Annotated in this window: 20 protein-coding genes and 2 pseudogenes; 8 read left to right on the top strand and 14 right to left on the bottom strand. The window is 70.3% G+C overall.

The window, feature by feature from the left end; all coding sequences use genetic code 11:
- Positions 1-51: 51 nt before the first annotated feature.
- Positions 52-633: an IS607 family transposase gene (locus ACTOQ2_RS38505; RefSeq protein WP_440106103.1), complete on the top strand. Its 582-nt coding sequence runs from the start codon at positions 52-54 to the stop codon at positions 631-633.
- A 16-nt stretch (positions 634-649) separates the two neighbouring features.
- Here ACTOQ2_RS38505 and ACTOQ2_RS38500 read toward each other — a convergent pair whose 3' ends face one another.
- Complete coding sequence (locus ACTOQ2_RS38500) at positions 650-1,279, bottom strand: recombinase family protein (RefSeq protein WP_440106101.1); 630 nt, start codon at positions 1,277-1,279, stop codon at positions 650-652.
- 196 nt (positions 1,280-1,475) lie between these two features.
- A complete protein-coding gene (locus ACTOQ2_RS38495) occupies positions 1,476-2,180 on the bottom strand; it encodes a TetR/AcrR family transcriptional regulator (protein WP_440106099.1) in 705 nt (234 codons plus the stop codon).
- A gap of 96 nt (positions 2,181-2,276) precedes the next feature.
- Between ACTOQ2_RS38495 and ACTOQ2_RS38490 the strand changes: the two genes are divergently transcribed.
- Positions 2,277-2,609, top strand: coding sequence for a nuclear transport factor 2 family protein (locus ACTOQ2_RS38490; RefSeq protein WP_440106097.1), 333 nt, complete (start codon positions 2,277-2,279; stop codon positions 2,607-2,609).
- 69 nt (positions 2,610-2,678) lie between these two features.
- A complete protein-coding gene (locus tag ACTOQ2_RS38485) occupies positions 2,679-3,563 on the top strand; it encodes an NAD(P)-dependent oxidoreductase (RefSeq protein WP_440106095.1) in 885 nt (294 codons plus the stop codon).
- A 168-nt stretch (positions 3,564-3,731) separates the two neighbouring features.
- On the opposite strand, the pseudogene ACTOQ2_RS38480 reads toward ACTOQ2_RS38485, so the two are convergent.
- The 3 genes and pseudogenes from ACTOQ2_RS38480 to ACTOQ2_RS38470 all read right to left on the bottom strand — a co-directional run.
- Positions 3,732-3,923: pseudogene (locus ACTOQ2_RS38480) on the bottom strand (methyltransferase); the annotation flags it as partial.
- 249 nt (positions 3,924-4,172) lie between these two features.
- Positions 4,173-7,201 (bottom strand): annotated as a pseudogene (locus tag ACTOQ2_RS38475) (Tn3 family transposase).
- A 78-nt stretch (positions 7,202-7,279) separates the two neighbouring features.
- On the bottom strand, positions 7,280-7,945 hold the full coding sequence (locus ACTOQ2_RS38470; RefSeq protein WP_440106093.1) for a site-specific integrase: 666 nt from the start codon (positions 7,943-7,945) through the stop codon (positions 7,280-7,282).
- A 414-nt stretch (positions 7,946-8,359) separates the two neighbouring features.
- On the opposite strand from ACTOQ2_RS38470, the gene mihF reads away from it, so the two are divergent.
- Positions 8,360-8,653, top strand: a complete 294-nt coding sequence (gene mihF, locus ACTOQ2_RS38465) for an integration host factor, actinobacterial type (protein ID WP_440106091.1) — start codon at positions 8,360-8,362, stop codon at positions 8,651-8,653.
- 64 nt (positions 8,654-8,717) lie between these two features.
- Here mihF and ACTOQ2_RS38460 read toward each other — a convergent pair whose 3' ends face one another.
- The 4 genes from ACTOQ2_RS38460 to ACTOQ2_RS38445 all read right to left on the bottom strand — a co-directional run bounded on the left by ACTOQ2_RS38460 (position 8,718) and on the right by ACTOQ2_RS38445 (position 12,515).
- Entirely contained in the window at positions 8,718-9,497 is a 780-nt protein-coding gene (locus tag ACTOQ2_RS38460; RefSeq protein ID WP_440106089.1) for an ABC transporter permease, read from the bottom strand.
- A complete protein-coding gene (locus ACTOQ2_RS38455) occupies positions 9,490-10,410 on the bottom strand; it encodes an ABC transporter ATP-binding protein (protein WP_440106087.1) in 921 nt (306 codons plus the stop codon). Before ACTOQ2_RS38455 ends, ACTOQ2_RS38460 begins: the two co-directional genes overlap by 8 nt.
- A gap of 111 nt (positions 10,411-10,521) precedes the next feature.
- Entirely contained in the window at positions 10,522-11,385 is an 864-nt protein-coding gene (locus tag ACTOQ2_RS38450; protein ID WP_440106085.1) for an alpha/beta fold hydrolase, read from the bottom strand.
- Between the two features lie 425 nt (positions 11,386-11,810).
- Complete coding sequence (locus tag ACTOQ2_RS38445) at positions 11,811-12,515, bottom strand: DUF998 domain-containing protein (RefSeq protein WP_440106083.1); 705 nt, start codon at positions 12,513-12,515, stop codon at positions 11,811-11,813.
- Positions 12,516-12,661: 146 nt separating this feature from the next.
- Here ACTOQ2_RS38445 and ACTOQ2_RS38440 point away from each other — a divergent pair, with 146 nt between their 5' ends.
- Positions 12,662-13,201 (top strand): GbsR/MarR family transcriptional regulator, encoded by a 540-nt coding sequence (locus tag ACTOQ2_RS38440; RefSeq protein WP_440106081.1) that lies wholly within the window; start codon positions 12,662-12,664, stop codon positions 13,199-13,201.
- Entirely contained in the window at positions 13,198-14,412 is a 1,215-nt protein-coding gene (locus ACTOQ2_RS38435; RefSeq protein WP_440106079.1) for an FAD-dependent monooxygenase, read from the top strand. Before ACTOQ2_RS38440 ends, ACTOQ2_RS38435 begins: the two co-directional genes overlap by 4 nt.
- A 65-nt stretch (positions 14,413-14,477) precedes the next feature.
- On the opposite strand, the gene ACTOQ2_RS38430 is transcribed toward ACTOQ2_RS38435, so the two are convergent.
- The 3 genes from ACTOQ2_RS38430 to ACTOQ2_RS38420 are packed head-to-tail and all read right to left on the bottom strand — an operon-like array spanning position 14,478 to position 18,281.
- The gene (locus ACTOQ2_RS38430; protein ID WP_440106077.1) at positions 14,478-15,623 is read right to left on the bottom strand and encodes an FAD-dependent monooxygenase; all 1,146 of its coding nucleotides are present in this window, start codon (positions 15,621-15,623) and stop codon (positions 14,478-14,480) included.
- A gap of 34 nt (positions 15,624-15,657) precedes the next feature.
- Complete coding sequence (locus tag ACTOQ2_RS38425; RefSeq protein ID WP_440106075.1) at positions 15,658-16,656, bottom strand: NAD-dependent epimerase/dehydratase family protein; 999 nt, start codon at positions 16,654-16,656, stop codon at positions 15,658-15,660.
- On the bottom strand, positions 16,653-18,281 hold the full coding sequence (locus tag ACTOQ2_RS38420) for a CocE/NonD family hydrolase (protein ID WP_440106073.1): 1,629 nt from the start codon (positions 18,279-18,281) through the stop codon (positions 16,653-16,655). Before ACTOQ2_RS38420 ends, ACTOQ2_RS38425 begins: the two co-directional genes overlap by 4 nt.
- Positions 18,282-18,448: 167 nt before the next feature.
- On the opposite strand from ACTOQ2_RS38420, the gene ACTOQ2_RS38415 reads away from it, so the two are divergent.
- The gene (locus ACTOQ2_RS38415; protein WP_440106070.1) at positions 18,449-18,919 is read left to right on the top strand and encodes a GbsR/MarR family transcriptional regulator; all 471 of its coding nucleotides are present in this window, start codon (positions 18,449-18,451) and stop codon (positions 18,917-18,919) included.
- Positions 18,920-19,271: 352 nt separating this feature from the next.
- On the opposite strand, the gene ACTOQ2_RS38410 is transcribed toward ACTOQ2_RS38415, so the two are convergent.
- Together ACTOQ2_RS38410 and ACTOQ2_RS38405 are read right to left on the bottom strand one after the other, a co-directional pair.
- Positions 19,272-19,718, bottom strand: a complete 447-nt coding sequence (locus tag ACTOQ2_RS38410; RefSeq protein WP_440106068.1) for a hypothetical protein — start codon at positions 19,716-19,718, stop codon at positions 19,272-19,274.
- Between the two features lie 13 nt (positions 19,719-19,731).
- Positions 19,732-20,514, bottom strand: a complete 783-nt coding sequence (locus ACTOQ2_RS38405) for a TetR/AcrR family transcriptional regulator (RefSeq protein ID WP_440106065.1) — start codon at positions 20,512-20,514, stop codon at positions 19,732-19,734.
- Positions 20,515-20,665: 151 nt separating this feature from the next.
- Between ACTOQ2_RS38405 and ACTOQ2_RS38400 the strand changes: the two genes are divergently transcribed.
- A complete protein-coding gene (locus tag ACTOQ2_RS38400) occupies positions 20,666-21,856 on the top strand; it encodes a tyrosine-type recombinase/integrase (RefSeq protein ID WP_440106063.1) in 1,191 nt (396 codons plus the stop codon).
- The last annotated feature ends 643 nt before the right edge of the window (positions 21,857-22,499 follow it).

Raw genomic sequence — 22,499 nt, 5'->3', positions numbered from 1 at the left:
CAGGTGGAGGGTTATTACAGTTGGCACTTGAGTATGTTTTAGTATACAAGAGTGAACTTGAAAGAGTGGGCTAAGGCTCAAGGTGTCCACCCGATCACCGCTTACCGGTGGTATCGGGAGGGCACCCTGCCCGTGCCCGCTCGCAAGGTTGGGCGGCTGATCCTGGTCGGAGACATCGATCCCACCGCCCAGCACGGCGAAACCACGGTGGTGTACGCCCGCGTTTCCTCATCTGACCAGAAGGCCGACCTGGACGGCCAGGTCGCGCGGGTGACGGCGTGGGCGACCGGGCGCGGCATCAGTGTGGATCGGGTGGTGACCGAGGTCGGCCCCGCCCTCAACGGCCGCCGCAAGAAGTTCCTCGCGCTGCTCGCCGACCCGCAGGTGAGCACGATCGTGGTCGAACACCGCGACCGGTTCGCCCGGTTCGGAGCCGAGTACGTCGAGGCGGCCCTGTCCGCCCAAGGCCGCCGCCTGCTCGTCATTGACCCCGCCGAGGTCGATGACGACCTGGTGCGAGACGTCACCGAGATCCTCACCTCGCTGTGTGCCCGCCTGTATCGGGATTGGGGAATCCAGGAACAGCGGTTATCGCTGAGAACGATCATGGCGTTGGTAGGCAAGGGCGAGTAGGCGTTGACTTTGCGGTCTACCTGGGAGGTCGGGCCTGGTCGTGATCGGCCAGGGCGCGGTAGAGGGTGGATCGGCCGATCTTCAGGTGCCGGGCGATCGAAGTGACCGACTCGCCGCGTGCGCGGCGGTCGCGGGCGATGGCGAGGGTGTCATCGTCAACGGCGGGGGGCCGTCCGCCGTAGCGCCCCTGGGCGTTGGCGGCGGCGAGGCCGTCCATGGTGCGTTCGTGGATGAGGTCGCGTTCCATCTCCGCGGCCATCGCGGCCACCATGAACAACATCTTGTCCGCGATGGTCTGCCCGTTCGGCTTGTGCACCCCCGCGCAGATCCCGGTCAGGATCTCCAGATTGACCTCCCGGGCGTGCAGCTCGTCCTCCAGGAGCACCAGGAGCTCCTTCATGGACCGGGCGATCCGGTCCGGCTTGTAGATCACCAGTGTGTCGCCCGGCTTGAGCGCGTCCAGGACGGCCCGCAGCTTTGGCCGGGCTCCACCTGTGCTGGCGGTCTCCTCGATCACCTCGCGGCAGTCCGCGGCCGCGAGGGCATCCAACTGCATTTGATGATCTTGTGCCCGTCCGGAGACTCGGGCGTAGCCGGTCCGGACGGTGTTGGTGTGGGTGGCGGGGGCCTGCGGGGCGGGCTGCATCCCGGAATCGTCCCGTAAACCGTCCCGGAACTCAATCGCCCGGACCGTGTTTCGGGACTGGTTTCGGGACGCGCCGACCTGGGCGTCCTCGTTGCGATCGCGGCCGTCCCGTATTCGAGCGTTTTCGGGACAGCGATTCTGGCCGCTTTCGCCGACTGCGTGACCACGTCCTTGACGGTGGGCGGCTGGAGGTTTCCTACAGGCCGAGCGAAGCGACGAGGTCGTGCATCTCCTCGCGGTAGACGCTCGACGGGTCGTGCATCAGGGCGCTGAGGTGGCCGTAGATCTCCAGGGCGATGAGCCCGTGCATGCGCCCCCACACCCGCATTGCCATCGCGATGCCGGCCGGCGGCAGGTCGGGGAATTCCTCGCGGACATGGGCCACCAGGCCGGGGCCGAAGTCGGCCCAGGTGTAGACGGTGGCCTCGGGCCGCCGCGCCTGGATCGTGGGCCAGGCGGCGGCAACCAGGCCGATCAGCGCGCTGCAGGCCCGCTCGTCGGCCTGCCGGGCGGGGCCGTCGTCGGGCGGGCGGTAGCCGTCCACGGGGTCACCGTAGATCAGCCGGAAGCCTTCGGGGTTGGCCAGCGCCCACGCGCGGATGGCCTGGGCCCAGGCCAGGATGCGGCCGCCCGGGTCGGCGTCCGGTACCGCGTCGCGGGCGGCCTCGGCGACGTCGACCGCCGAGGTGTAGACGTCGCCGATGAGCGTCGTGATCAGGTCGTCGCGGGTGGCGAAGTAGCTGTAGATCGCGCCGGCCGTCATGCCCATCTCGCGGGCGATCGCGCGCAGCGAGATGGCGTCCGGGCCGCCGCCGGCCATGAGCTTCAGGGCGATCGCCTTGATCTCGGCGCTGGTCTGGGCGCGGAGCCGGTCGCGGCGGCTCCTCGTGGGGTTGTTCACGCTTGACAGTCTACAGGGTTTGGATAATATATGCCGTTTCAATCCTGAACGCCGTGTAATATATGGACAGCATGTAGTCTGGGAAGGAGTCAGCACGTGAGCGCTACCGAGGTGATCCATGCCTACCTCGACATCTGGAACGAGCCCGACGATGCCGCCCGGCGGGCGATGATGCCGTCGGTCTTCACCGACGACTCGCTCTACACCGACCCCTTTAACGCGGGCCTGCGCGGGCACGCCGAACTGTCGCAGGAGATCGGCCGCGCCCGCCAACGCTTCGGCGACCTGCGCTTCACCCTCGGCACCGTGCTCGGCGCCCACCACGACCGCGCGCTGTTCACCTGGAAACTCGGCTCGGCCGCCACCGGCTACGACGTCGTCGAGTTCGCCGGCGGCCGCATCCGCAGTGTCTTCGGGTTCTTCACCTGAGGCGCCGCGGCACGGCCGAGGCGCACCGCCAAGCACCTTTTGAGCACCATTGAGACCCCAGGAGCACCCATGTCCACCCCTGCCACCTCGCCGGTCACCGTGATCGGCCTGGGACTGATGGGCCACGCGCTGGCCACCGCCTTCCTGGCCGACGGCCACCCCACCACCGTCTGGAACCGCTCGGCGGACAAGGCCGCCGATCTCGCCGCCTCCGGCGCCACCCTGGCCGCCTCCGTCCAGGACGCGATCGAGGCGAGCCCTCTCGTCGTCGTCTGCGTCTCCGACTACGACGCCGCGCACCGGCTACTGGACCCAGTCGCCGCCGCCCTGGCCGGCCGTACCCTGGTCAACCTGACCACGGGCAGTTCCACCCAGGCCCGCGACACCGCCACGTGGGCGGCCGGGCACGGCGGCGCCTACCTCGACGGCGCGATCCTCGGCCTGCCCCAGGCGATCGGCACCGCCGAGGCGGTGCTGCTGTACTCCGGGCCGAAGGCCGCCTTCGAGGAGCACCAGGCCACCCTGCGGGCGCTCGGCGAGGCCGGAACCCTGTACCTGGATGAGGACCACGGCCTGTCTGCCCTGTATGACATGTCCGTCCTGAGCATCATGTGGAGTGTCTTGAATGGTTTCCTTCAGGGTGCCGCGCTGCTGGGCGCCGCCAACGTGAAGGCCTCGACGTTCGCGGCCCTGGCTGGCACCGCGATCAACGTGACGGCCGGCTACGTCGCGGCCTACGCCCAGCAGATCGACGAGGGCAGCTACCCGGCCACCGACGCCACCGTCGCCGTCCACCTGGGCGGGATGCAGCAACTGGTCCAGGAGGCCGAGGCGCTCGGCGTCAACAGCGAGCTGCCGAGGTTCTTCCTGGAGCTGGCCGAACGGGCGGCGTCCGACGGGCACGCCGACGACAGCTACGCGGCGATGATCACCCGCTTCCGCCTTCCCCGGTGATCCTTCGCCGGGTTCAGCCGCCGGGCACGCATTCGATGACGGTGTGCCGGCCCGCGATGTCGTGCACGGCGGCGGCCCGCAGCCCGGCGGCCGCCGCCAGCGCCCGGTAGTCGTCCGCTCCCTGCCGCCGGCCGGCATCAGCATCCGCAGGTTCATCTTCGCGAACCCGGCCGGGGCACCTCGCGAGGCGGCGGGCGACTCCAGGATCAGCACCCGGCCGTGCTTGCCCGCCGCCTGCGCGCACCGGCGCAGGGTGGCGCTCGCCTCGGCGTCGGCGCTGGCGGGCAGCACCCGGTTGACGACGTAGGCGTCGGCGCTGGCGGGCAGCTTGTCGAAGAAGCTCTGCCCGGCCAGATCCATCCGGCCGCCGGACCCGTCCAGGTCCAGCCACCGCCAGGCCGCCTCGTTCACGGTGAACGTGGTTCCGTTTCGTCAACGTTGTTGGAAGGCGAGCGTGGTGTGTGGGATGCGGGCGTATCGGGCACGGAAGCGCGCTGCGGAGCGGGACATGCTGACGGCGACGGTGATCTCGGAGGAGGCCGCGGCGTGGCTGCGGAGCCCGCCGGGCTGGCGAGCCCAGTTGACAGCGTGGAAGCACTCAGAGGCCGGTCAGTCCACATCCTCCTCGTCGTCCTGGCCGCCGGCCGGTGAGCGCAGCGGCCGGAGTCCCTGGCCGGGGGTCGACGGGGTGATGGCGTAGCGGCCCAGGCAGTTGAGGTGGGCGTGGCCGAGCGGGGACAGGCGGGCCACGTTCTGGTCGGTCGCCCCGACGCCCTCACCGGAGGTCCAGCCCGCCGCGCGCAGATGGTCGACGATCGCCGACAGGTACGTGGAGTTCCACAGCACCACGGCGTTGACGACCAGGCCGAGCGCGGCAAGTTGGTCTTCCTGGCCTTCCCGGTAGGCCTGGCGGATCTTCCCTCCGCCGCCGTGGCAGATCTTGCGGGCGAGCCGTTGCCGCGACTCCTGAACGCTGGGCTGACGGCCCAGCGTGCGGCGGTAGGTGTTGTCGATCGGGTCCAGCACCGACAGCAGGTGCAGGGTCTTGTCGATCCGGCCGTACTCGGCGAACGCCCGCCCCAGCGGCGTCGGATGGCCGTTGCGGGCGAACATGCGCAGCAGGTCGTAGGCGCGGACCTGGTTGGTGACCAGCGACCCAGCGACCCGGACCATGTCCGGCCACTGCTCGGCGATCTTCTTCAGATTGATCTTCTGCCGGGCGACCTGCTCCAGCAGCCCGTAGTCACTCCCGCCACCGCCGGGCAGGTCGGCGCGCCAGAACCGCTGGTCACCGAGATCGGCGAACCGGTACCCGAGCATCGAGAAGATCCCGAACACCATGTCTGAGTCGCTGGCCTGGTCGGTGGTGACCATCTCCGGTTTGGGCCCGGCGTCCAGGTTGATCAGACAGTCCAGGATGTACAGGGAGTCACGCGGGGTGCCCGGCACCACCATCTGCCCGATCCCGGCGATCTGGTCGTTGACCGCGTTCAGCCAGGTGATCCCCCGCTTGTAGCCGAAGTACTTGGGAGAGGGACCCGCGTTGATCGTGCGGACCGGGACCACGAACCGCAGCCCGTCCACCGACGCCAGCAGCCCGCCACCCCACGCCGACACGATCGGCACACCGGCCTGCGCCTCGATCTGCCCGAGATGTGCAGGTCGTCCATCCGGGTGGAGATGTCGGCCAGGTGGGTGTAGGCGTCCAGGAACCCCGTCCAATCATGGACTTCCAGCAGCAGCTCGGGCAGATCGACGCGAGGCAGCATCGCCTGACACACCGCCCGCAGCTCCTTGAGCGTGTCCGACTCGCCCAGCGCCCCCAGCGGCTCCACCACCAGCCGCGCCCGGCCCGGCTGGGCTGTCGAATGAGCGGAGGTGCCGGGCGAGACGACCACCTTCACCAAAGACTCATCGCCCGCCTCCTCCAGGCGGGCGGCCATCTGCTTCCACGCCGCGTCCAGCGCCATGGCCTTGCTGTTCAGGTGCTCGGCGACCGGGTCGGTGAGCGACAACGACGCCAGCACATCCTCGGCGACGGCCTCCCACGCGGTCCCGGCGAGCAGATGGGCCCGCGGATCGCTCCAACGCAGCGACGGCGTGGCGAACACATCCCGCACCTGCAGGGCACGGTGCAGATGCTCCAGCACGCACACCACATACGCGTCACGGTCCACCGCCCCCTCCGGCATGTCCGGGTTGGAATAGACCGCGCGCTTCCACGCCTGGCCCACCAGATGGCCGTCGACTTCCTTGGGCAACAGCGGCTTCTTGCCCACCTGCCGCCGCGCCAGCTCCGGCACCGCCCGCACTGCCTTCAGCAGCCGAACCCCGCCCGGCGCCGCTGCCAACGCCCTGGACTCGCCCAGCAGCTTCAGGAACGGGCGGACGGTGTTGTACTTGTCGGCCAGCGCCGACCGCGCTGCCTCCGCCGCGCCGTCATCCTCAGGAACCAGCACCTCCACCTCGGCCAAGGCGGCCAGGACCTGTTGTTTGGTGGCCCCAGTCTGATCGGCGACCGCGTTCCACACCGCCGCCGGGTCCAGGTCAGCGTTCGTCTCGGCGACCAGGTCGAGCTGGGCAGCCAGCACTTTTCCCGCGCGGGCCACCACTCGCGAGGCACGCTCCAGGGCAGGCAGCATCCGCAACCGCTCATCGGCGGACTTTCGGCGGGCCGGGCTGATCAGCTTCGTGGCCATCAACAACGCGAACAGATCCAGCGCATCGTCGATCGCCTGCGCCTCCAGACTCCGCGTCACCGCCAGCAGTGTCGCCGTCTTGCGCGGCTCCAGCAGGTTCGCCAGCGTCGGCGCCTTGCTGCCCGCCCCATAGCGGGCCAGGGTCTTCATCCGCCGCACCGGCACCTTGTCCACCCGCACCCGGCCCAGCTCGAACGCGCCCAGCTCGTCCACCCGCCGCAGCGCCCGCACCATCTCCGTGCCCGAGGTGCGCTTGGGCGACTGCCGCAGTTCCTCCAGCCGCGACAGCCGCCTTCCCGGCGCGACCACCGGCAACTCGGCCAGCCGCGACGGCAGCGCCGGATCAGCCCGGGCCGCCTGACGGGCCACGACCGCGTTGCAGCGGTCGTCGGTCCGCTCCCGCACGCTGGCCACCAGCCGCTCCAGCACCCGCACCCCCGGCAGCAGCACCCGATGCCGGCGCAGCCACGCCACCGACTGGTCGAACAACGCCACCGGCCCCTCCGCGTGCGTCCACGCCCGGCCATACAGAAACGTCAGAAACCCCTTGTTGAGCTGGCGAGCCTTCCAACTGTCCCGGTCACCGAAGGACACGAACCCGTAATCGTCCCGGATCATCCACGCGTGGTCGTACCAGGTCTGCGGACGGACCGAATACCTCTTCACCACCGAGGCGTCACCGATCCCCAGCTGCTCGGCCAGATGGTCCACCACCGGCCACGGCACATCGAGGGGGTCCTCCAGGAACAGGCCCTTGTAACGGACCGTGCAGACCTGGACCGCCACCCCCAGTCGGTGCGAATCGGACCGCGACCTGGCGATCACATCCCGATCGAACGCATCGAGGAAGAAGAACTTCTCCAGGTCCGACAACGACGGCACCTCGGTGAACGAGCCGTACGCCGTGACCTGCTCATCAGACAAGAACTCCACCGGCATAGCACCGCAAAGTAGAACCAACCCGCCGGTCGCCAACCCACAGCAATCAACTCGTTACAAAACGAACGTTCCAACCATTCATGCAGCCATGATCGTTCTCAGCGATAATCGCTGTTCCTGGATTCCCCAACCCCGGCCCAGGCGCACGATGATGTTGCGGGCGGCCCGGTCGCTCAGGCGGCCGCCGCGGACGTTGAGTAACAACGCCGCACCGGCGGCGCAGGGCCAGGTGGCGCGCTCCTGCAGCCAGCTCTGCAACGCGGTGCGCAGGTCCGGGTGGAGGTCGACGGTGCGGATCTTGCCGCCGCCGTGGCCCTTGCCGAGCACCCGCAGCTCGCCCTTGCGCGCCGACAGCCGCACGTCGGCCACCTGCAGGGCGACGACCTCGCCGATGCGCAGGCCCGCCAAATAGGGCAGCAACGCGATCACTGCGTCCCGGGCAGAGGCGTTCTTTTCCACCTCGCGCAGGTAGCGGCGCACCCGGCGCTCGTCCAAGGCCTTGGGCGCGGTGCGCCGGACGGCGCGCTCGCGCCGCGCGGGGGTGACGGCCAGGGCGAAGCGGGTGTGGAAGTCATCGACGGCCGCCAGCACGTTGTCGATCGTGGTGGGCGCGCGGCGGCTGTTTTTGAGGTGGCGGCGGTAGTCGCGCACCGCCCAGGCCGCGGCCGCGGGGTCGGCGAGCGGGTCACCGTCCAGGATGCCGTCAGCTGATGCCTCGGCGACGAAGGCGAGGAACCCGCGCACCCGCGACAGGTACTTGGCCCGGCTGGAGTCGGCCAGCGGCGAGCCCTCCAGCGCGGCGCCGTAGTCGGCCAGCGCGCGGTCGTAGGGCGGCGGGAGGGGGGGCGGGGTGGCGGCCTCGCAATCGCGGCTGCGTGTTTCCGGAAGTCGTTTCGAGCTCCTGCGTCACCGTCTTCTGCGCGTTTCCGGAAGCCATTCTCATAGCCTACTTCCGGAATTGAGCAATTCCGGAAGTAGAACCTTGACGTGCTGACAATGTGGCCTCCCAGTACTAGTGGAACGATGAGCCGGGGTTAGCGTCACAATGTTTGACACTCTGCGCGATGATGGCTGTTGACCTGCGTCGGGGCGTGTAACGCAGGAGTTCGAGCAGTTGATCTACAGAGTGGGCGGGCGGATCTGATGGCAATACCTGCGATGACCCCGCAACAACGGGCGAAAGCCTTGGAGAAGGCGGAGGCTCGCACGGCGCGTAGCGCACTGCTGGCCGGGGTGAGGTCCGGTACGACCAGCGTGGCGGAGGTGTTCGGTCGTAGCGGCGAGGAACTGGTGAAGAAGACTCGGGTGGCGCAGGTTCTTCGAGCGGTTCCTGGTTACGGGCCGGCCAGGGTCGCGGCACTGATGGCCGTGTCGGGGGTGGCTGAGAAGCACCGGGTTGGCGGACTGACCGAACCACAGCGGGAGCGTCTGCTGCGGGCGCTGGCCGGCTGATCGCCGAGGATCAGCCGAGCGTGTGCTTCATCTGCACGGGTGAGACCCACTCCTCGGTACCGGTTCAGCGGGTGTGGTCGGCCCGGCGCCACCACGCGATGGTCATGAGCGCTCCGGCCGTGGCGGTGGCCAGCACGAGCGCGATGCCCAGTGTCCCGGGCGGGTCCTGGTCGGGGCCGGCGAGGCCGGCGTACAGGCCGGGCACCGAGTAGGGGAAGTAGGCGCCGAAGCCGAGGGCGGCGATGACCTGGGCGCTGAACAGCATCACGAACATGGCGGCCACGGCGGCCAGATAGCCGCGGCCGACGCTGGCGGCCAGCGACAGCGGGGTGGTGAGCAGGGCGGTCAGGGTGGCGGCGATAACGATCCGAAGAACGCCTTGCGCGGCGGTTTCCGCTGACCAGCCGGGCAGATCGAGGAGAGCGCCGATGCCCATGCCGAGCGCGACGACCTGCAGGGCCAGCAGCAGCGCCCAGGCGGCGGCGAGGGCGAATTTGGCGGCGACGATGGTGGTGCGGGAGGTGGGCAGGGCGAGCAGGTCTTTGGCGGTGTGGTCGCTGAATTCGCGGCCGAACAGCCAGATGGCGATCATGCCGTAGATCAGCATGCCGCCGACGGCGACGGCCTGGGCGAGCAGAGCCAGGTAGCCGGGCCAGTCAGCGCTGGCGCCGGACAGCTGGGCCTTGTCGCCGAGCAGGCCGAGCGCCCGGGCGCGGGCGGGGTCGGCGAGGATGAACATGAACAGCCCGCACACCACGGCGACGATGGTGAAGGCGAGCGCGGTGAGAGCCGGCAGGCGGCTGCGTCGTGCCTTCAGGAGTTCGGCCCAGAGCGCGTCACGCATCGCCGACTCCGATGGGTTGTCCGATGATGCGCAGGAAGTAGGTTTCCAGGTCTTCTTCCTCGATGAGGAGCTTGGTGGGCGGCACGCTGGCCTGCACCAGGACGGTGGCCACCTGCTCGGGCCGGGCGAGGGCGCGCTCGTCGGTGAGCAGCAGCCCGCCGCCGGGGGCCGGGCCGGGGTGGTAGCCGTGGGCCTGGAGCACCTGGCGGGCCTTGTCGTCGTCGCGGGTGGTGATGCTCAGGTGTCGCCTTAGCTGCTGCTCCAGGCCGTCGGTGTCATGCTCGCCGAGCAGCCGGCCGTGGTGGATGATGCCGATGCGGGTGGCCAGGCGGGCGACCTCGGTCAGCAGGTGGCTGGACAGCAGCACGGTGGTGCCGTGCTGGTGGGCCAGGTTGGCGAGCAGGGTGCGGATCTCCACGACACCGGCGGGGTCCAGGCCGTTGACCGGCTCGTCCAGGATCAGCAGGTCGGGGGCGTGGATGAGGGCTTTGGCCAGGGCCAGGCGTTGCAGGTTGCCCATGGACAGGGTGCGGGCGCGGCGGTCGGCGTACGAGGTCAGGGCCAGGCGTTCGATGACCTCGTCGGTTCCGCCGGGTAGGCGGCGCAGCCGGCGTACGAGGTGCAGGTTCTCCCGTACGGTGAGTTCGGGGTAGGCGACGGGCGCTTCGACCAGGTAGCCGACCCTGGCCCAGGCCGAGCGCTCGCCGGCCGTCACGGCGGCGCCCAGCACGCTCACCGACCCGGCGGTGGGGGCGATCATGCCGAGCAGCATGCGGATCAGCGTGGTCTTGCCGGCGCCGTTGAGACCGAGCAGGGCGTAGATCTGCCCCTGCTCGACGTGCAGGCTGACGTCGTCGACCGCGGTGACGTCGCGGTAGCGCTTGACGACCCCGTCAACCTCAATGACCGGCATCGCTTCACCGTGCCCCGTTCTTGTATGCCCGATGTTGACGTGTCTTGATGGCTTGCCGGCAGGCGTGCCGGAGCCTGACCGGCGACTACTGTCGGCGACTGCGGTGCCGCGCTAGGCGGTCACGTGCCCGCCAGCGGTGTGGTGGTCGGTGAGGAGGAAGGCGCGTATCTGGGCGGCGATGGCGGGATAGTCGGGGGCGAACCAGATCATGTGGCTGTCGGCGCGGCTTTCCACCAGTTCGGCCCGTGGGATCGCAGCGGTCAGGGATTGGGCGTGGGCGAAGGGCACCGAGCGGTCGTTGCGGGTGGCGATGACCAGGGCGGGCTGGCTGATGTGGGCGGTGCAGTCGGCCACCGGGAGCATGTCAGCGACGAAGCCGCGGCCCGAGCGCATCGAGGTGTACAGGTGGGTCAGCGTAGCGCGGTCGGCGGCGCTCAGCTGCGCCAGCACCTGACCGACGGAAAGCAGGGACAGGTCGCGGGTGAGCAGCCGCAGGGCCGGCCCGGGCGCGAAGCGGATCGCTGTGCGCACGAGTGCCCAGGTGACGGCTTCGACCGCGGGGTGGAACAGGATCCGTCCGCCGAGGCGGGTGCGCCGGTCGGGCCAGGGCAGGAAACCGACCGGGCTTTGCAGAATCACCCGCTGCACCAGGTCGGGATGGCGGGCCGCCATGGTCAGCGCGATACGTCCGCCGGCGGAAATGCCGACCACCGTGGCGACCTGGTCGACGCCCAGATCCCGGCACAGCCGTGCGATGGTGTCGGTGAAGTCCGCCACAGTGGCAGCCCCGGTCGACGGCCCTGTCGACGGCACGGTCATGGGTGTGCGTCCGTAGCCGGGACGCGAGGGGACGAGCACCCGTAATCCCGCATCGGTGAAGACGTCCTCGCCCAGGGCCAGCTGCGCCCGCATGTGGCCGCCGTGGAAGACCAGGACCGTGCCGGGGCCGTCGCCGTGCATCCGGTACTCCACCATCTGCGCCCCTACGCGAGCCAGGGTCAGATCCCGCTCTCCCACGGGGGTGAGCCGAGGTGGACGCCGGCCCGTTCGCGGCGCAGTGGCGTCTGTGGTCTCGTCTGCACGGTGCTGTCGCGGGATACCGCTCATCTGCGTCTCCGGGGTCGTCGTATCGGACCTTTGCCGACCAGACTTCCCGGCGCACCAGGTTCACCGTACAACGGCTTCACCCGTCGAGGGAACTCAGTTCCCTCTCCTCCGGGCCCCGTCGGTTAGATGCGCCCAGCTGCTGGTCAAGACGTGCCGTGCCGGCGAAGCCGGGCGGGCTATCCCGGGGCCGAGGGCCGATGTGTAGCGGCCCCTTCTCCTACGACCGTCCTGCGGGCGCGTGCGGTCGGCGACGGCGGGGCTCAGGCGGCCGCACGCGACAGGAGGGACTGCGGTCATCGGTGAGCATCGGTGTCGCGTGCCGCCGGAGAAGGAGTGCTTGTGTGGGGGCCGCCGGCGTGGCGGCGGAGCAGGTGCACGGCCAGGGCCGCGGCCCAGCAGAACCCGGCCAGCAGGGAGAGGTGTTCGAGCAGGCCCGCGGGGGCCGGTCGCCAGACATCGAGGGTGTCCAGGCGGTAGGCGATGCCGGCGGCGAAGGCGAAGACGATGATGATCGTCCCGGACAGTCGGGAGTAGACGACCCAGCGGCGGCTCGTCTGGCCCAGGCGTCCGGCCAGCACGTACGCGGCGCCGCTGAGCCCGGCGAACAGCAGGAAGCCGGCCACCTGGTGGACGACGCCGGCAGTGGTGACGACATGCGGCTGGCCGGGCGGGTAGCCCAGCGCGGGATCGGTGGGCACCAGCCCGGCCACGACCAGGCCCGCCGCGGTGGCCGCGAGCAGGATCGGTCCCCAGGTCGCGCCCCGTCCGGATCGCAGGGCGCGGCGCACCCCGGCGGCGAAGGCGGCTAGCAGCAGCCCGCCGAGCACGAAGTTGATCGTCTGCAGCCAGGCGCGCTCACCGGTGCCGAGTTGGCTGGCGCCGTGGTGCCACAGGCTGTAGCCGGGCCGGGTGGCGCCGTCGGCCCACAGCAGCGCCGGAACCAGGACGCCGGCGGCGACGCCGCTGCCGAGCAGCACCGGCAGGGTGCGAGATGACATCGGGAAGTCCTCCTGTTTCTCCGCGACGGATCGTCGCGGGCCGACCAGACTTCCCGGCTCTCCCACAGCACGCCCCGGCCGGGACGTATCCTGATACAGCGACTTTAGCGCATACTGAAACAACTGCAAGAGGAGGGGGATCGGGCGTGAGCGAGCAGGAGCCGTTGCTGGAGTGGGTGGAGCGGGTGGCCATGTATCTGGCCCGTGACGGGGTGCCGCCGATCGCCGGGCGGGTGCTGGGCTGGCTGATGGTGTGCGATCCGCCGGAGCAGTCGGCGGGGCAGATCAGCGCGGCGATCGGGGCCAGCCGCGCCTCGCTGACCTCGAACCTGCGGCTGCTGACCGGGATGGGGTTTCTGACCTGGCGCACGAGGCCGGGCGAGCGGACGGTCTACTACCGGATGGCCGATGACGCCTGGGCGGTGGTGGCCCGCCAGCAGATCGCTGGCATCACCTCCTTCCTCGACATCACCCGCGACGGCCTGGACCTGGTCGGTCCGGACGACGGGAGGGCCGCGCGGATCCGGCAGGCGCACGTCACCTTCGAATGGATGGCAGGCGTGTTCAAGAGCGCGCCGCCCCTGCACCCCGACCCCGCCAACCCGAACCCCGCCAACGCGGGCCCCGCAGGCGAGCCCGTCGGCGACGAGCCCACCGGCGATCTTGACGATGAGGAGACACCATGACCGGACGGGCGATCGTGGTCGGTGGCGGTATCGGCGGGCTGGCCGCCGCCGTGGCCTTGCGTCGGATCGGCTGGCAGGCCGTCGTGCTGGAGCGAGCGGCCGAGCTGGGCGAGATCGGCGCCGGTATGTCCCAGGCTCCGAACGCGATGCGCGCGCTGGCTGAGCTCGGCGTGGGCGAGCAGGCGCGCGCGGCCGGGGTGCCCACCTATTCGGCCGGTAATCTGCGTCTGCCGGACGGCCGTTACCTGCAACGGGCCCGCCTCGGCGATGCGACCCCGCTGCTTGCCTTTCACCGCGCGGACCTGCACCGGGTGCTGCTGGAGGCGGTGCCCGCCGGATGGGTGCGCACCGGGGCGGAGATCACCGGCATCCAGCACGACTCCAGCGCGGTGACGGTGACGTGGAGCGGCGGCGAGGCCGGCGCCGATCTGCTGATCGGCGCGGACGGTATCGGCAGCACGGTGCGGCGGCTGCTGTGGCCGGACGCGCCGCCGCCGCGCTTCCTGGGCCGCACTGCCTGGCTCGGCATCGCCGCCGCCAGCACCGAAGCCGGCACTGGCGCCTTTGCGGGCGCCGACGGGCTGTCCGGCAGCGTCACCATGGGCCCCGGCGGCTACTTCCTGATCCATCCGATCAGCCGCGGCCGCGCCTACTGGGCCTACGTCACCACCGCCGAGAAGGTCGGCGTCCGCTACCCGGAGGAGAAGAGCGAGGCGGCCCGCCGCCTCGCCTCCTGGCATGAACCGATCCCGGCGCTGATCGCGGCCACTCCGGACGAGGCGGTGATCCATATCGACATCTGCGACCTGGACCCGCTGCCCACCTACGTCCGCGGCCGGGCTGTGTTGCTCGGCGACGCCGCGCACGCGATGAGCCCCGATCGTGGTCAGGGTGCCGGGCAGTCCCTCGAGGACGCCGTCGTGCTCGCCGCAGCCCTCGCCGACGAGTCCACCGCCGGTCCTGCTGGTGCGTTCATGGTTGAGGCGGCGCTGCGCCGCTATGACGCCGAGCGCCGCCCGCGCACCCAAGCCACCGCGCGGGGCGCCCGCGCCGACGGCCGCCGCACCACGTCGGCGGCCGCGCACCGGGCGCTGGTGACCATGATCCGGCTGATGCCCGCACCACTGTGGCGCAAGGGCATCGCCGCCGACGGTAACGCCACCTGGCGGTGGCAGCCGCCGCACCTGCCCTCGCCGACCACCCGCTCCTGAACCTGAGCCGCTGCCGGGGCCGCCCTATGCGGGCCCCGGCAGAGCGGTGCCGCCGACGGGTTCACTCAGCCTTTGATGAAGCGTCGGGTCATGTACCGGCGCACCGGCGGCAGGGCGGCCAGGCGCAGCGGGAGCTGGGTCAGCCATAGCAGCAGCGGGTTGGCGGGGGGGTAGACGCCTTTGACCCGGCGGCCGAGTTTCTGCTTCGCCTCCACCTCCGGCCGTAGCGCCGTCTCCCAGGCGGCCAGGGCGGCGTTGATGTCGCCGCCGTGGCGCTCCAGTTCGGTGCCGAGCCGGTCGGCGCCGCCGACGGCCAGAGCCGAGCCGTAGCCGGCGAACAGGGTGACGCACCAGGCGGCGTCGCCGAGCAGGACCACGCGGCCGTGGCTCCAGGCAGGGGCGACGACCTGGCTGATGGTGTCGAAGTAGACCGAGTCGGTCCTCGCCATGCCCGCGAGGAGCTCGGGGATGACCCAGCCAAGGTCGCCGTACACCTGGGGCAGCACCGTGGCCGGATCGTCGCCGCGGGCGCCGCGGTCGGTGCGGTAGCCGAAGAAGGCGACGTTGCGGCTGTCGCCGGCGCTGATGACCGCGACCGTTCGGCCGCGTGAGGACAGGGTGGCGGTGGTGCCGGGTGCGATCGCGGCGGGGCGCTTGTCGAGCATGTAGACGGCGACCCTGTGCTCCAGGTCGAGCAGGTAGTCCTCCTCAGGGCCGAATGCCAGGGCGCGGGTGGCCGAGTGCAGGCCATCGGCGCCGATCAGCAGGTCGGCGTGCTCCAGCGTGCCGTCGCTGAGAGTGACGTGCACGGCGTGGGTGTCCTGGTCGACGGCGGTGATGGTAGTGCCGAAGCGGATCTCGGCGCTGTCGCGCACCTTGTCGTACAAGACGGTTTCGATGTCGCCGCGCAGGATGTTCATCGTCCGGGGGCCCAGGGTCGCGGCGATGATCTCGCCGGTGAGGGTGAAGCGCTGCTCGCCGCTGGGCTTGTGGTAGACGAGCTCTTCGGTGATGAAGGCCCGCTGCTGGAGGTCAGGCAGGATGCCCATGCGTTCGGCGGCGTCGTAGCCGAGGCCGCCGAAGGTGACGGCGTAGCCGCCGCTGCGCCGCTGCGGGGCGCGTTCGATGATGAGGCTGTCCCAGCCGATCTGGGACAGCCGCAGGGCGGCGGCCAGGCCGGCGATGCCGGCTCCGATGATGATGGCGCGCATAAAAGGGTTCCTTGCTGAAGAGCTGGTGGAGGGGTTAGAGCTGGTCGAGGACGCGCTGCTCGGCGGCGGGGTCGAGCCAGGTGTCCGAAGAGGGGGCGTCCGGGCGCGGGGCGGGGTCGCCTTCGGCCTGCAGCCAGGCCCAGGTGTCGGCGAGCGTGGCGCGCAGTGGCCGGGTGGTCAGCCCGGCGGCGAAGGCGGCGTTGACGTCGGCGTCGTGCATGCCGGTCGGGGTCGGGTCGTGCGGGAAGCGCAGCCCGAACTCCATGCCCAGCCACACGCCTTCCCTGCGCAGCAGGTCCTCGCTCGCCCACACCAGTTCGGCGTCGGAGCCGGTCACCGCCAGCGCCGTCTCCAAGAATTGCCCGATCGTCACCGCGCCGGGGCGGCCGGTCACCGTATAGGCGCCACCGGTGCCGCGTTCGGCGCACTGCCGCATCCACCTCGCCATGTCGCGGACGTCGATGTACTGCACTACCGCGTCGGCCGGGCCCGGGGCCAGTACTCGGCCGCCTTTCTGCAGGCGGCGCAGCCACCACGGGATGCGGCCGACGTCCTCATACGGCCCCAGGATCATCCCGGCCCTGGCCAGCAGCGCTCGCTCGCCGAAAGACTCGAGGACGGCCAGTTCACCGCCGCGCTTGGCGGCGGCATAGTCGGCACTGTCGTCGCCGGCGGGGTCGCCATCGACGAGCGGCGCGCTCTCGTCCGCGCGCGTCGGCCACGGCCAGCGATGCACGCCGCGGCTGGAGACGTAGCCGTAGTAGCCGGTCCGGCCGGCCAGCAGGCAGGCGCTGTCGCGTACGACGCGTGGGGCCCAGGCCCAGGTGTCGATGACGGCGTCCCACTCCCGACCGGCGAGCGCGGCGGCGACCGCCGCGGTGTCGGTGCGGTCGGCGACGAGCGCCCGGACGCCGGGGGCCGGTGAGCGGCTGAGGCCGCGATTGAGCGTGCTCACCTCATCCCCGCGCTCCAGCGCGGTCTCAACGATGGCGCGGCCCACGTGGTGCGTGCCGCCGAGGACGAGCAGTTTCATGACGCTCCAAAAGTCAAGGGGAGCCAGAGGGCTGACGGGTGGGAGAGGTCGTGGAAGATCTCGTGCTCGGATGCGCGGAGCTCGCGCCCGGTGGCCGGCGGCTGGCCGGTGCCCGGGTTACGGCCGAAGCGGGGGTGGGCGCCGCTGGAGATCTGCAGCCGGATCCGGTGGCCGCGGACGAAGCGGTGGGCCAGCGGCCACAGCTCGATGTCGACCGCGCGTATGCCACCGGTGTGTGGGTCGCCGGGCTGGTTCAGCCGGACGATGCCATCGCACAGGTTGAGCGAGCGGCCACGCGGGCTCACCTCACACAGGCGGGCGAAGTAGTCGACGTGCGGGATGGATGATCGGGCGTACAAGCGGACCCGCACCGGGCCGATAACCTCGACGTCCTCGGTCAAGGGCGCGGTGGTGAAGGTGAGCACGTCCGCTCTTGCCTCGATGGCGCGGTTGTCCTTCGGGCCCGCGGACCTGCTCACCGCCGTCCCGCCCACCGTGGGGGTCGGATCACCGGGGTCGTAGCGGTAGTGGCTGGGGCCCGCCTCACGTTCGGGTTCCTCGCGGCTCAGCCGCCCGCCCGGGTGCAGATGCCACGGAGCGAGCCGGTGGGCGGGCGGCCAGCTGGGCAGGTCCTGCCAACGGTTCGCGCCGGTGACGTACACCCGTACTCCGGTGGGTGCGGCATCGCCGGTCATGGCCGCGTCCAGGGCGGCCAGTGCGTCCTTCATGCCGTCGCGGGTGTACAGGCCGCGGCCGTGTCCCCATGGCCCGACCAGCAGCCGGACCTCGCGCCCGGCGGCCAGCAAGCGCGCATGGTCGGCCAGCATGCTGGGCAGGAAGAAGTCGTACCAGCCGCCCTGCAGGTGCACCCGGGGCGGCATCCGCTCGGTGTTGGCGCGGTGGTCCATGCGCGCCCAGTACACCTGGTCAGGACCGTTGCTGATCCACTCCTGAAACCAGCTCACCCGGTGCCCGGTGAGTGCGCGATCGGCCTGCTCCAGCGGAAGGGTGAGGGTGGCGCGGCGCAGCTTGCGGCCGGCGGTGAAGGTGGCCAGCAACTGCCGGGGCACGGAGAAGTTGCCGCTGAACATGGTGTCCACGAGCTGGACCCAGCCCAGCGCGTTGCCCAGCGCGAACGCGCCGCCCGGGTACATGAAGTGCTCGGCGAAGGCCGACGGCGCGTCCTGGATCAGCGCGATCTTCCACTCCGGGATGTGCCGGGCGGCCAGCTCCCACTGAACGAAGCCGAGGTAGCTGGCTCCCCAGGTGGCCAGCACGCCGCCGAACCACGGCTGGTCGCGCAGCCAGCTCAGCGTGCCATCGGCGTCGGCCGCGTCGATGACGAAGCCGTCGAAACGGCCGCCGGAGCCGGCCGTGCCGCGCAGACTCTGATACAGCACCTGGTAGCCGCGCTCGGCCAGCAGCTTCGGCAGCTGATCGAGCGCGTTACCCCGGCCGTAGGGGCTGCGCAGCAGGATCAGCGGAGGTCGTCGCAGATCGGCCGGGTAGTGGCGGGTGGCCAGCAGGGGCGCCCCGTCGGCGGCCGGGATCACGATGTCGCGCTGCACCCGCACCGGGTGCCGGATGGCGGGACGTACGCCGAACAGGCGGCTGAGCAAGGTCATCGGGAGTCATCTCCTCGTCGGCACGTGAGTGAACTCACGTCGCCGACCAGGCTTCCCGGCACACCATCGAATCTCCGGAACGGAGCCGATGCCAGCAATATAGCGAATCTTCAGAAGATTCTGAACTCTCCTGAGGTTTGCTATTCTGTCGCATAGGGAGGTGGCGGGTGAACGACAGAGACGAGCAGTGGCAGGCGGCCGAACGGCTGGCCCTGACCCTGACCGAAGGCGGCTTGCAGCGCATGGCCGCCCGGACGCTGGCGGTGTTCCTGTTCACCGACACCGAGACGGTCACCATGGGCGAGATCGCCGACCGGCTCGGCGTCAGCGCCGGCTCGGTCTCCGGTTCGGTCAAGTCCCTGCTGTCGGTCGGCCTGATCGAACGCCTGCCCGCGCCCGGCAGCCGACGCGAGCACTACCGGCTCCGCGATGACGCCTGGGCCACCCTGTTCACCAGCCAGAACACCGTCGTCCAGCTTATGCTCGCCGCCGCCGAGACCGGCATCGCCACGACCACAGCAGGCGATCCCGCCCATCGACGGCTGACCCAGATGCGCGACTTCTACCAGTTCATGCTCAAGGAGATCCCCACCCTGCTGCACCGCTGGCAGCAGCATCAGGCCACCCACTCCAGATGATCTTTTCTGCGAGGACCGCAGCGATGGCCATCTGGGGTCGACGAGCGATCTAGCTGGTCAGCCGCTTGAAGGTCGTTAAATCAGGTAAGGCAAGTAGGGTGGCCCGGCCGCTCGCCGGTCCGCGGAGCGAAGCCCTTAAGCGATCGGATTCGCTCGCTCACATTGCCTTTGCGAATGCGGGACCGTGACGGTCGCGGATCGGCTGTCCCCGGTAGCCGAGGCTCTTCCCCTGCCGCCTCCCGGGAGGAAGTCGGCTGCCCGCCTCCGTCTCCGCTGGCGCAGGCGAGTGCGGGAGGGGGGTAGGCAATGCCAGGGCCTGACAGGACGGGAAGATTCACCGTTCGCGTGGTCCTTAGCCGAGCAGGGTTTCGGTGATGATGACGTAGAGCGCCCACACCGACAGCCCGGCCATGATGATGATCTCGCGCCAGCCGAGCGCCGGGTTGGCCTGGATGGCGTACGACAGGGTCATGTTCGGTGGCGCCGGCGCGGGCGGTCGTTTGTCCTCGGGCAGCGGCTGGTTGAAGCGGTGGATGAAGATCTGGATGAGGTTCATGCCGGCGACCAGCCCGGCGGCGAAGCTCGGGGCACTCATCCCGGAGGCGAACTGCAGGGCGATGATGGCTACGACGCAGAACAGTGTGAGGGTGTCGTAGATGCCGATGAGGCGTTGCCCGCGCGCGTAGTAGGCGGCGATCCGCTTGATCCTGACGTGGTAGGGGGCCAGCAGCCACAGCCCGAACTTGGCCACTGCCTGCAGATAGAACAGCGCTATCACGATGCCCAAGGCGATCGTCATGGCCAGCGTCCTTTCATGGAGTCGCGGTGTCGTCGATGCGGGCGCCGGTGCTGCGGATCTCGCGGACGGCCGTGCCGTCGGTGCTGCCAGTGCTTTTAGTGCTGTCAGCGGCGGTGAACCAGGGGCGCAGCACGGCGGACTCGACCAGCAGGATCGACTGCTCGGGCAGGCCGAGGATCCGTTCCAGGGCCTGGGTGTGAGCGGCGACCGTGTCCAGGGCGGCCGGCAGGTCCGGCCGGCCGGTGGCGTCGAAGGACAGGATCATCTCGGCCAGCCGGTCGTTGAGGTCCTGCAGCAGCGCGACGAGAAGGCGGCCGGTCGCCTGCGGATGCGTGAGCGTCAGTGCGGCCTCGCGCGCGCCCTGTTCCAGGATGCCGGCCAGCAGCGGTGCGATCCGGTCGGCGATGCCGGGGCGCAGTTTCTGCCGGACGATGGCGTTGTCGTCGGACTGCCAGACCTCCAGCAGCGCGACGAGCAGGTCGCGCCGCTGGGCCTTCCAGCGGCCCAGACCGGTGAAGAAGCTCTGCAGCTTCTCCAGCGCGGGTGCGTGCGGATCGGCGGCCACCGGCGCCAGGGCGGCGGCGATCTGGTCCGCCATGCGTTCCATCACCGCTTCGACGAGGGCCTGCTTGGAGTCGAAGTAGTGGTAGAAGGCGCCCTTGGAGGCGCCCACCTTCGACCAGACGTCGTGCACGCTCATCCGCTCGTATCCCTTGGTGTGCAGCAGGTGCTGCGCCGCGTCCAGGAACTGCGCCCGCCGTCCGGCGTGCGCGGCCTGATCAACTGTCCGGGCCACCGGCCCCTCCTCATCCATCTATTAGCAAACCGGCTGCTGGTTTATTAATAGCACGAGGCGGTCGGCGCTGTCCCGCCCCGCTCACGCCAGCGCGGACGGCAGGTGCCACTTCTCTTCAGGAAATGACCCTTCCGTGAAGTAACCTGGCGGCATGATCTCGCAGACGCCCAGCTCGGCCGTTTCGGCCGAGGGGCAGGATCGCCGCAAATTCACTTCACGAAAGGTGATCGGCCTGTCCGGAGGGCTCGACCCGGCCGATGACGATCTTGGGGTGTGGATCGAGCGTTACCTCGACCTCGCGGTGCGCGGGGTGCGCTCGGCCGAGGTGAGCGCAAAGATCAGCCGCCATCTGGAGCGGCTGCGCTCCTGGATCGGCTCCGGGCTCGGGAACGAGCGCGTCTCGGCGATCACCGCCCGCGAACTCGCCGCCTGGCGCGATCATCTGGCCGCCGCCGGATGGCGGCGAAAAGACGGCAGCGCGGCCGCCATGGCGCCGGCGACGGTCAACAACCACCTCGCGCACGCCTCGGCGCTGTTCTCCTGGATCAGCGCGCACGCCCCGGCCGCGCTGCTGCCGGGCGGCGATCCCTCCAAGCGGGTCGAGCCGCTGCGTCTGCCCGCCCCCGAAGTCTGCGCATTGAACGCCGCCCAGGTGCGCACAGTCAAGAACGTGCTGGACCGGCTGGAGTCCTTCCATCAGCTGACCGGGCGCCGCCACCGCGGTGACGGCGGCCGTGCCGCCACGGGCGCAACGCATCGCCACGCCCGGCCGCTGCGTGATCGCGCCATCGTGCACACCATGCTCGGCACCGGGCTGCGCCGCGCCGAGATCGTCGGCCTGGACCTGGCCCAGCTGCAGCCGCGCGAACCCGAGCAGCTGCGCCGGGTGAAGAAGGCCAAGCTGAACGGGGTGCGCGGCAAGGGCCGCACCAGCCGCAGCGTCTTTCTCGGCCTGGACGCCCGCACCGCGCTGGCCGACTACCTCGAACACGAACGCGACCGCGACGCAGACAATTCCACCGCCGAGTGCGCCGCGCTGTTCCTGGCGGCCTCCTCCATCGCCGCCCGCCGGCCCGACGGGCGGCTGTCGCCGCGCTCGATCAACACCATCGTCGCCGAGATCGGCGCCATCCACGACCTGCAGGTCGCCGGCGCCGACCGGCAGCTCGGCACCCTGCGCCCGCACGACCTGCGCCACACCTTCGCCTACCTGCTCTCCCAGGCCTCCGGCCACAACCGGGCCGAGCTGGAACGGCGCCTGGGCCACGCCAACGAGCGCTACCTGAAGCTGTACACCAACCCGCCCGAGGACATCGCCGCCGCCTACGTCGAAGACCTGTGACGGGAGGCTCGCCGCGCAGCGTCAGCTTTCACCGCCCTGAAGGCGATGATCGTGTAGCTGTGAGGCTGGCACAATGCAGCACGTAATCGGCCAAGACGATCACTCGACCTGGCCGCTGGCGATACACGGGGTTCCGGTAGTAATCGCCGAAAATCCAACGGATATACCCCTGACCTGCTCGGATGTGAGGGCGTCGTATCGCTGGTCTGCCGGTTGGTGGGTGCGGCGGGCTGGGCTGAAGATGCCGCTGACCTCGCCGGAGTGCTCCACGTCGACGCTGGCGAAGCAATATCCGTTGGATTTTCCGCCGTGATACTGGGACCCCTATAGGGGTCAAGAGGCGGCGGCCCCTGCGGCCGCGCGGCCGGGGCCGCGCACCCTTACGGCCAGCCGGTCCGGGCTGCGCCCCTTCGGGTCGGTCCCGGCCGGCGCCGCCGGGCGCGCTCCCGCCGACCGGATCAGGCCGCCGCCCCACGCCCTGGAGCACGTTGCCGAAAGACTTCACAGGCTCTAGCACCCGGCCCTGCTAGACCTAGTACCCCCGCTAGCGCCCCATCACGTGCTGACCTCCCTGAACGACGATGCACGACGTGATCGCGGCACTCGATTCTGACGCGCCCACCGCGGTGATCGGACGGGCGCG

This window comes from Streptosporangium sp. H16 (genome assembly GCF_051918855.1).
GTDB lineage: Bacteria > Actinomycetota > Actinomycetes > Streptosporangiales > Streptosporangiaceae > Streptosporangium.
This window is presented reverse-complemented; position numbering and strand designations above follow the sequence as displayed.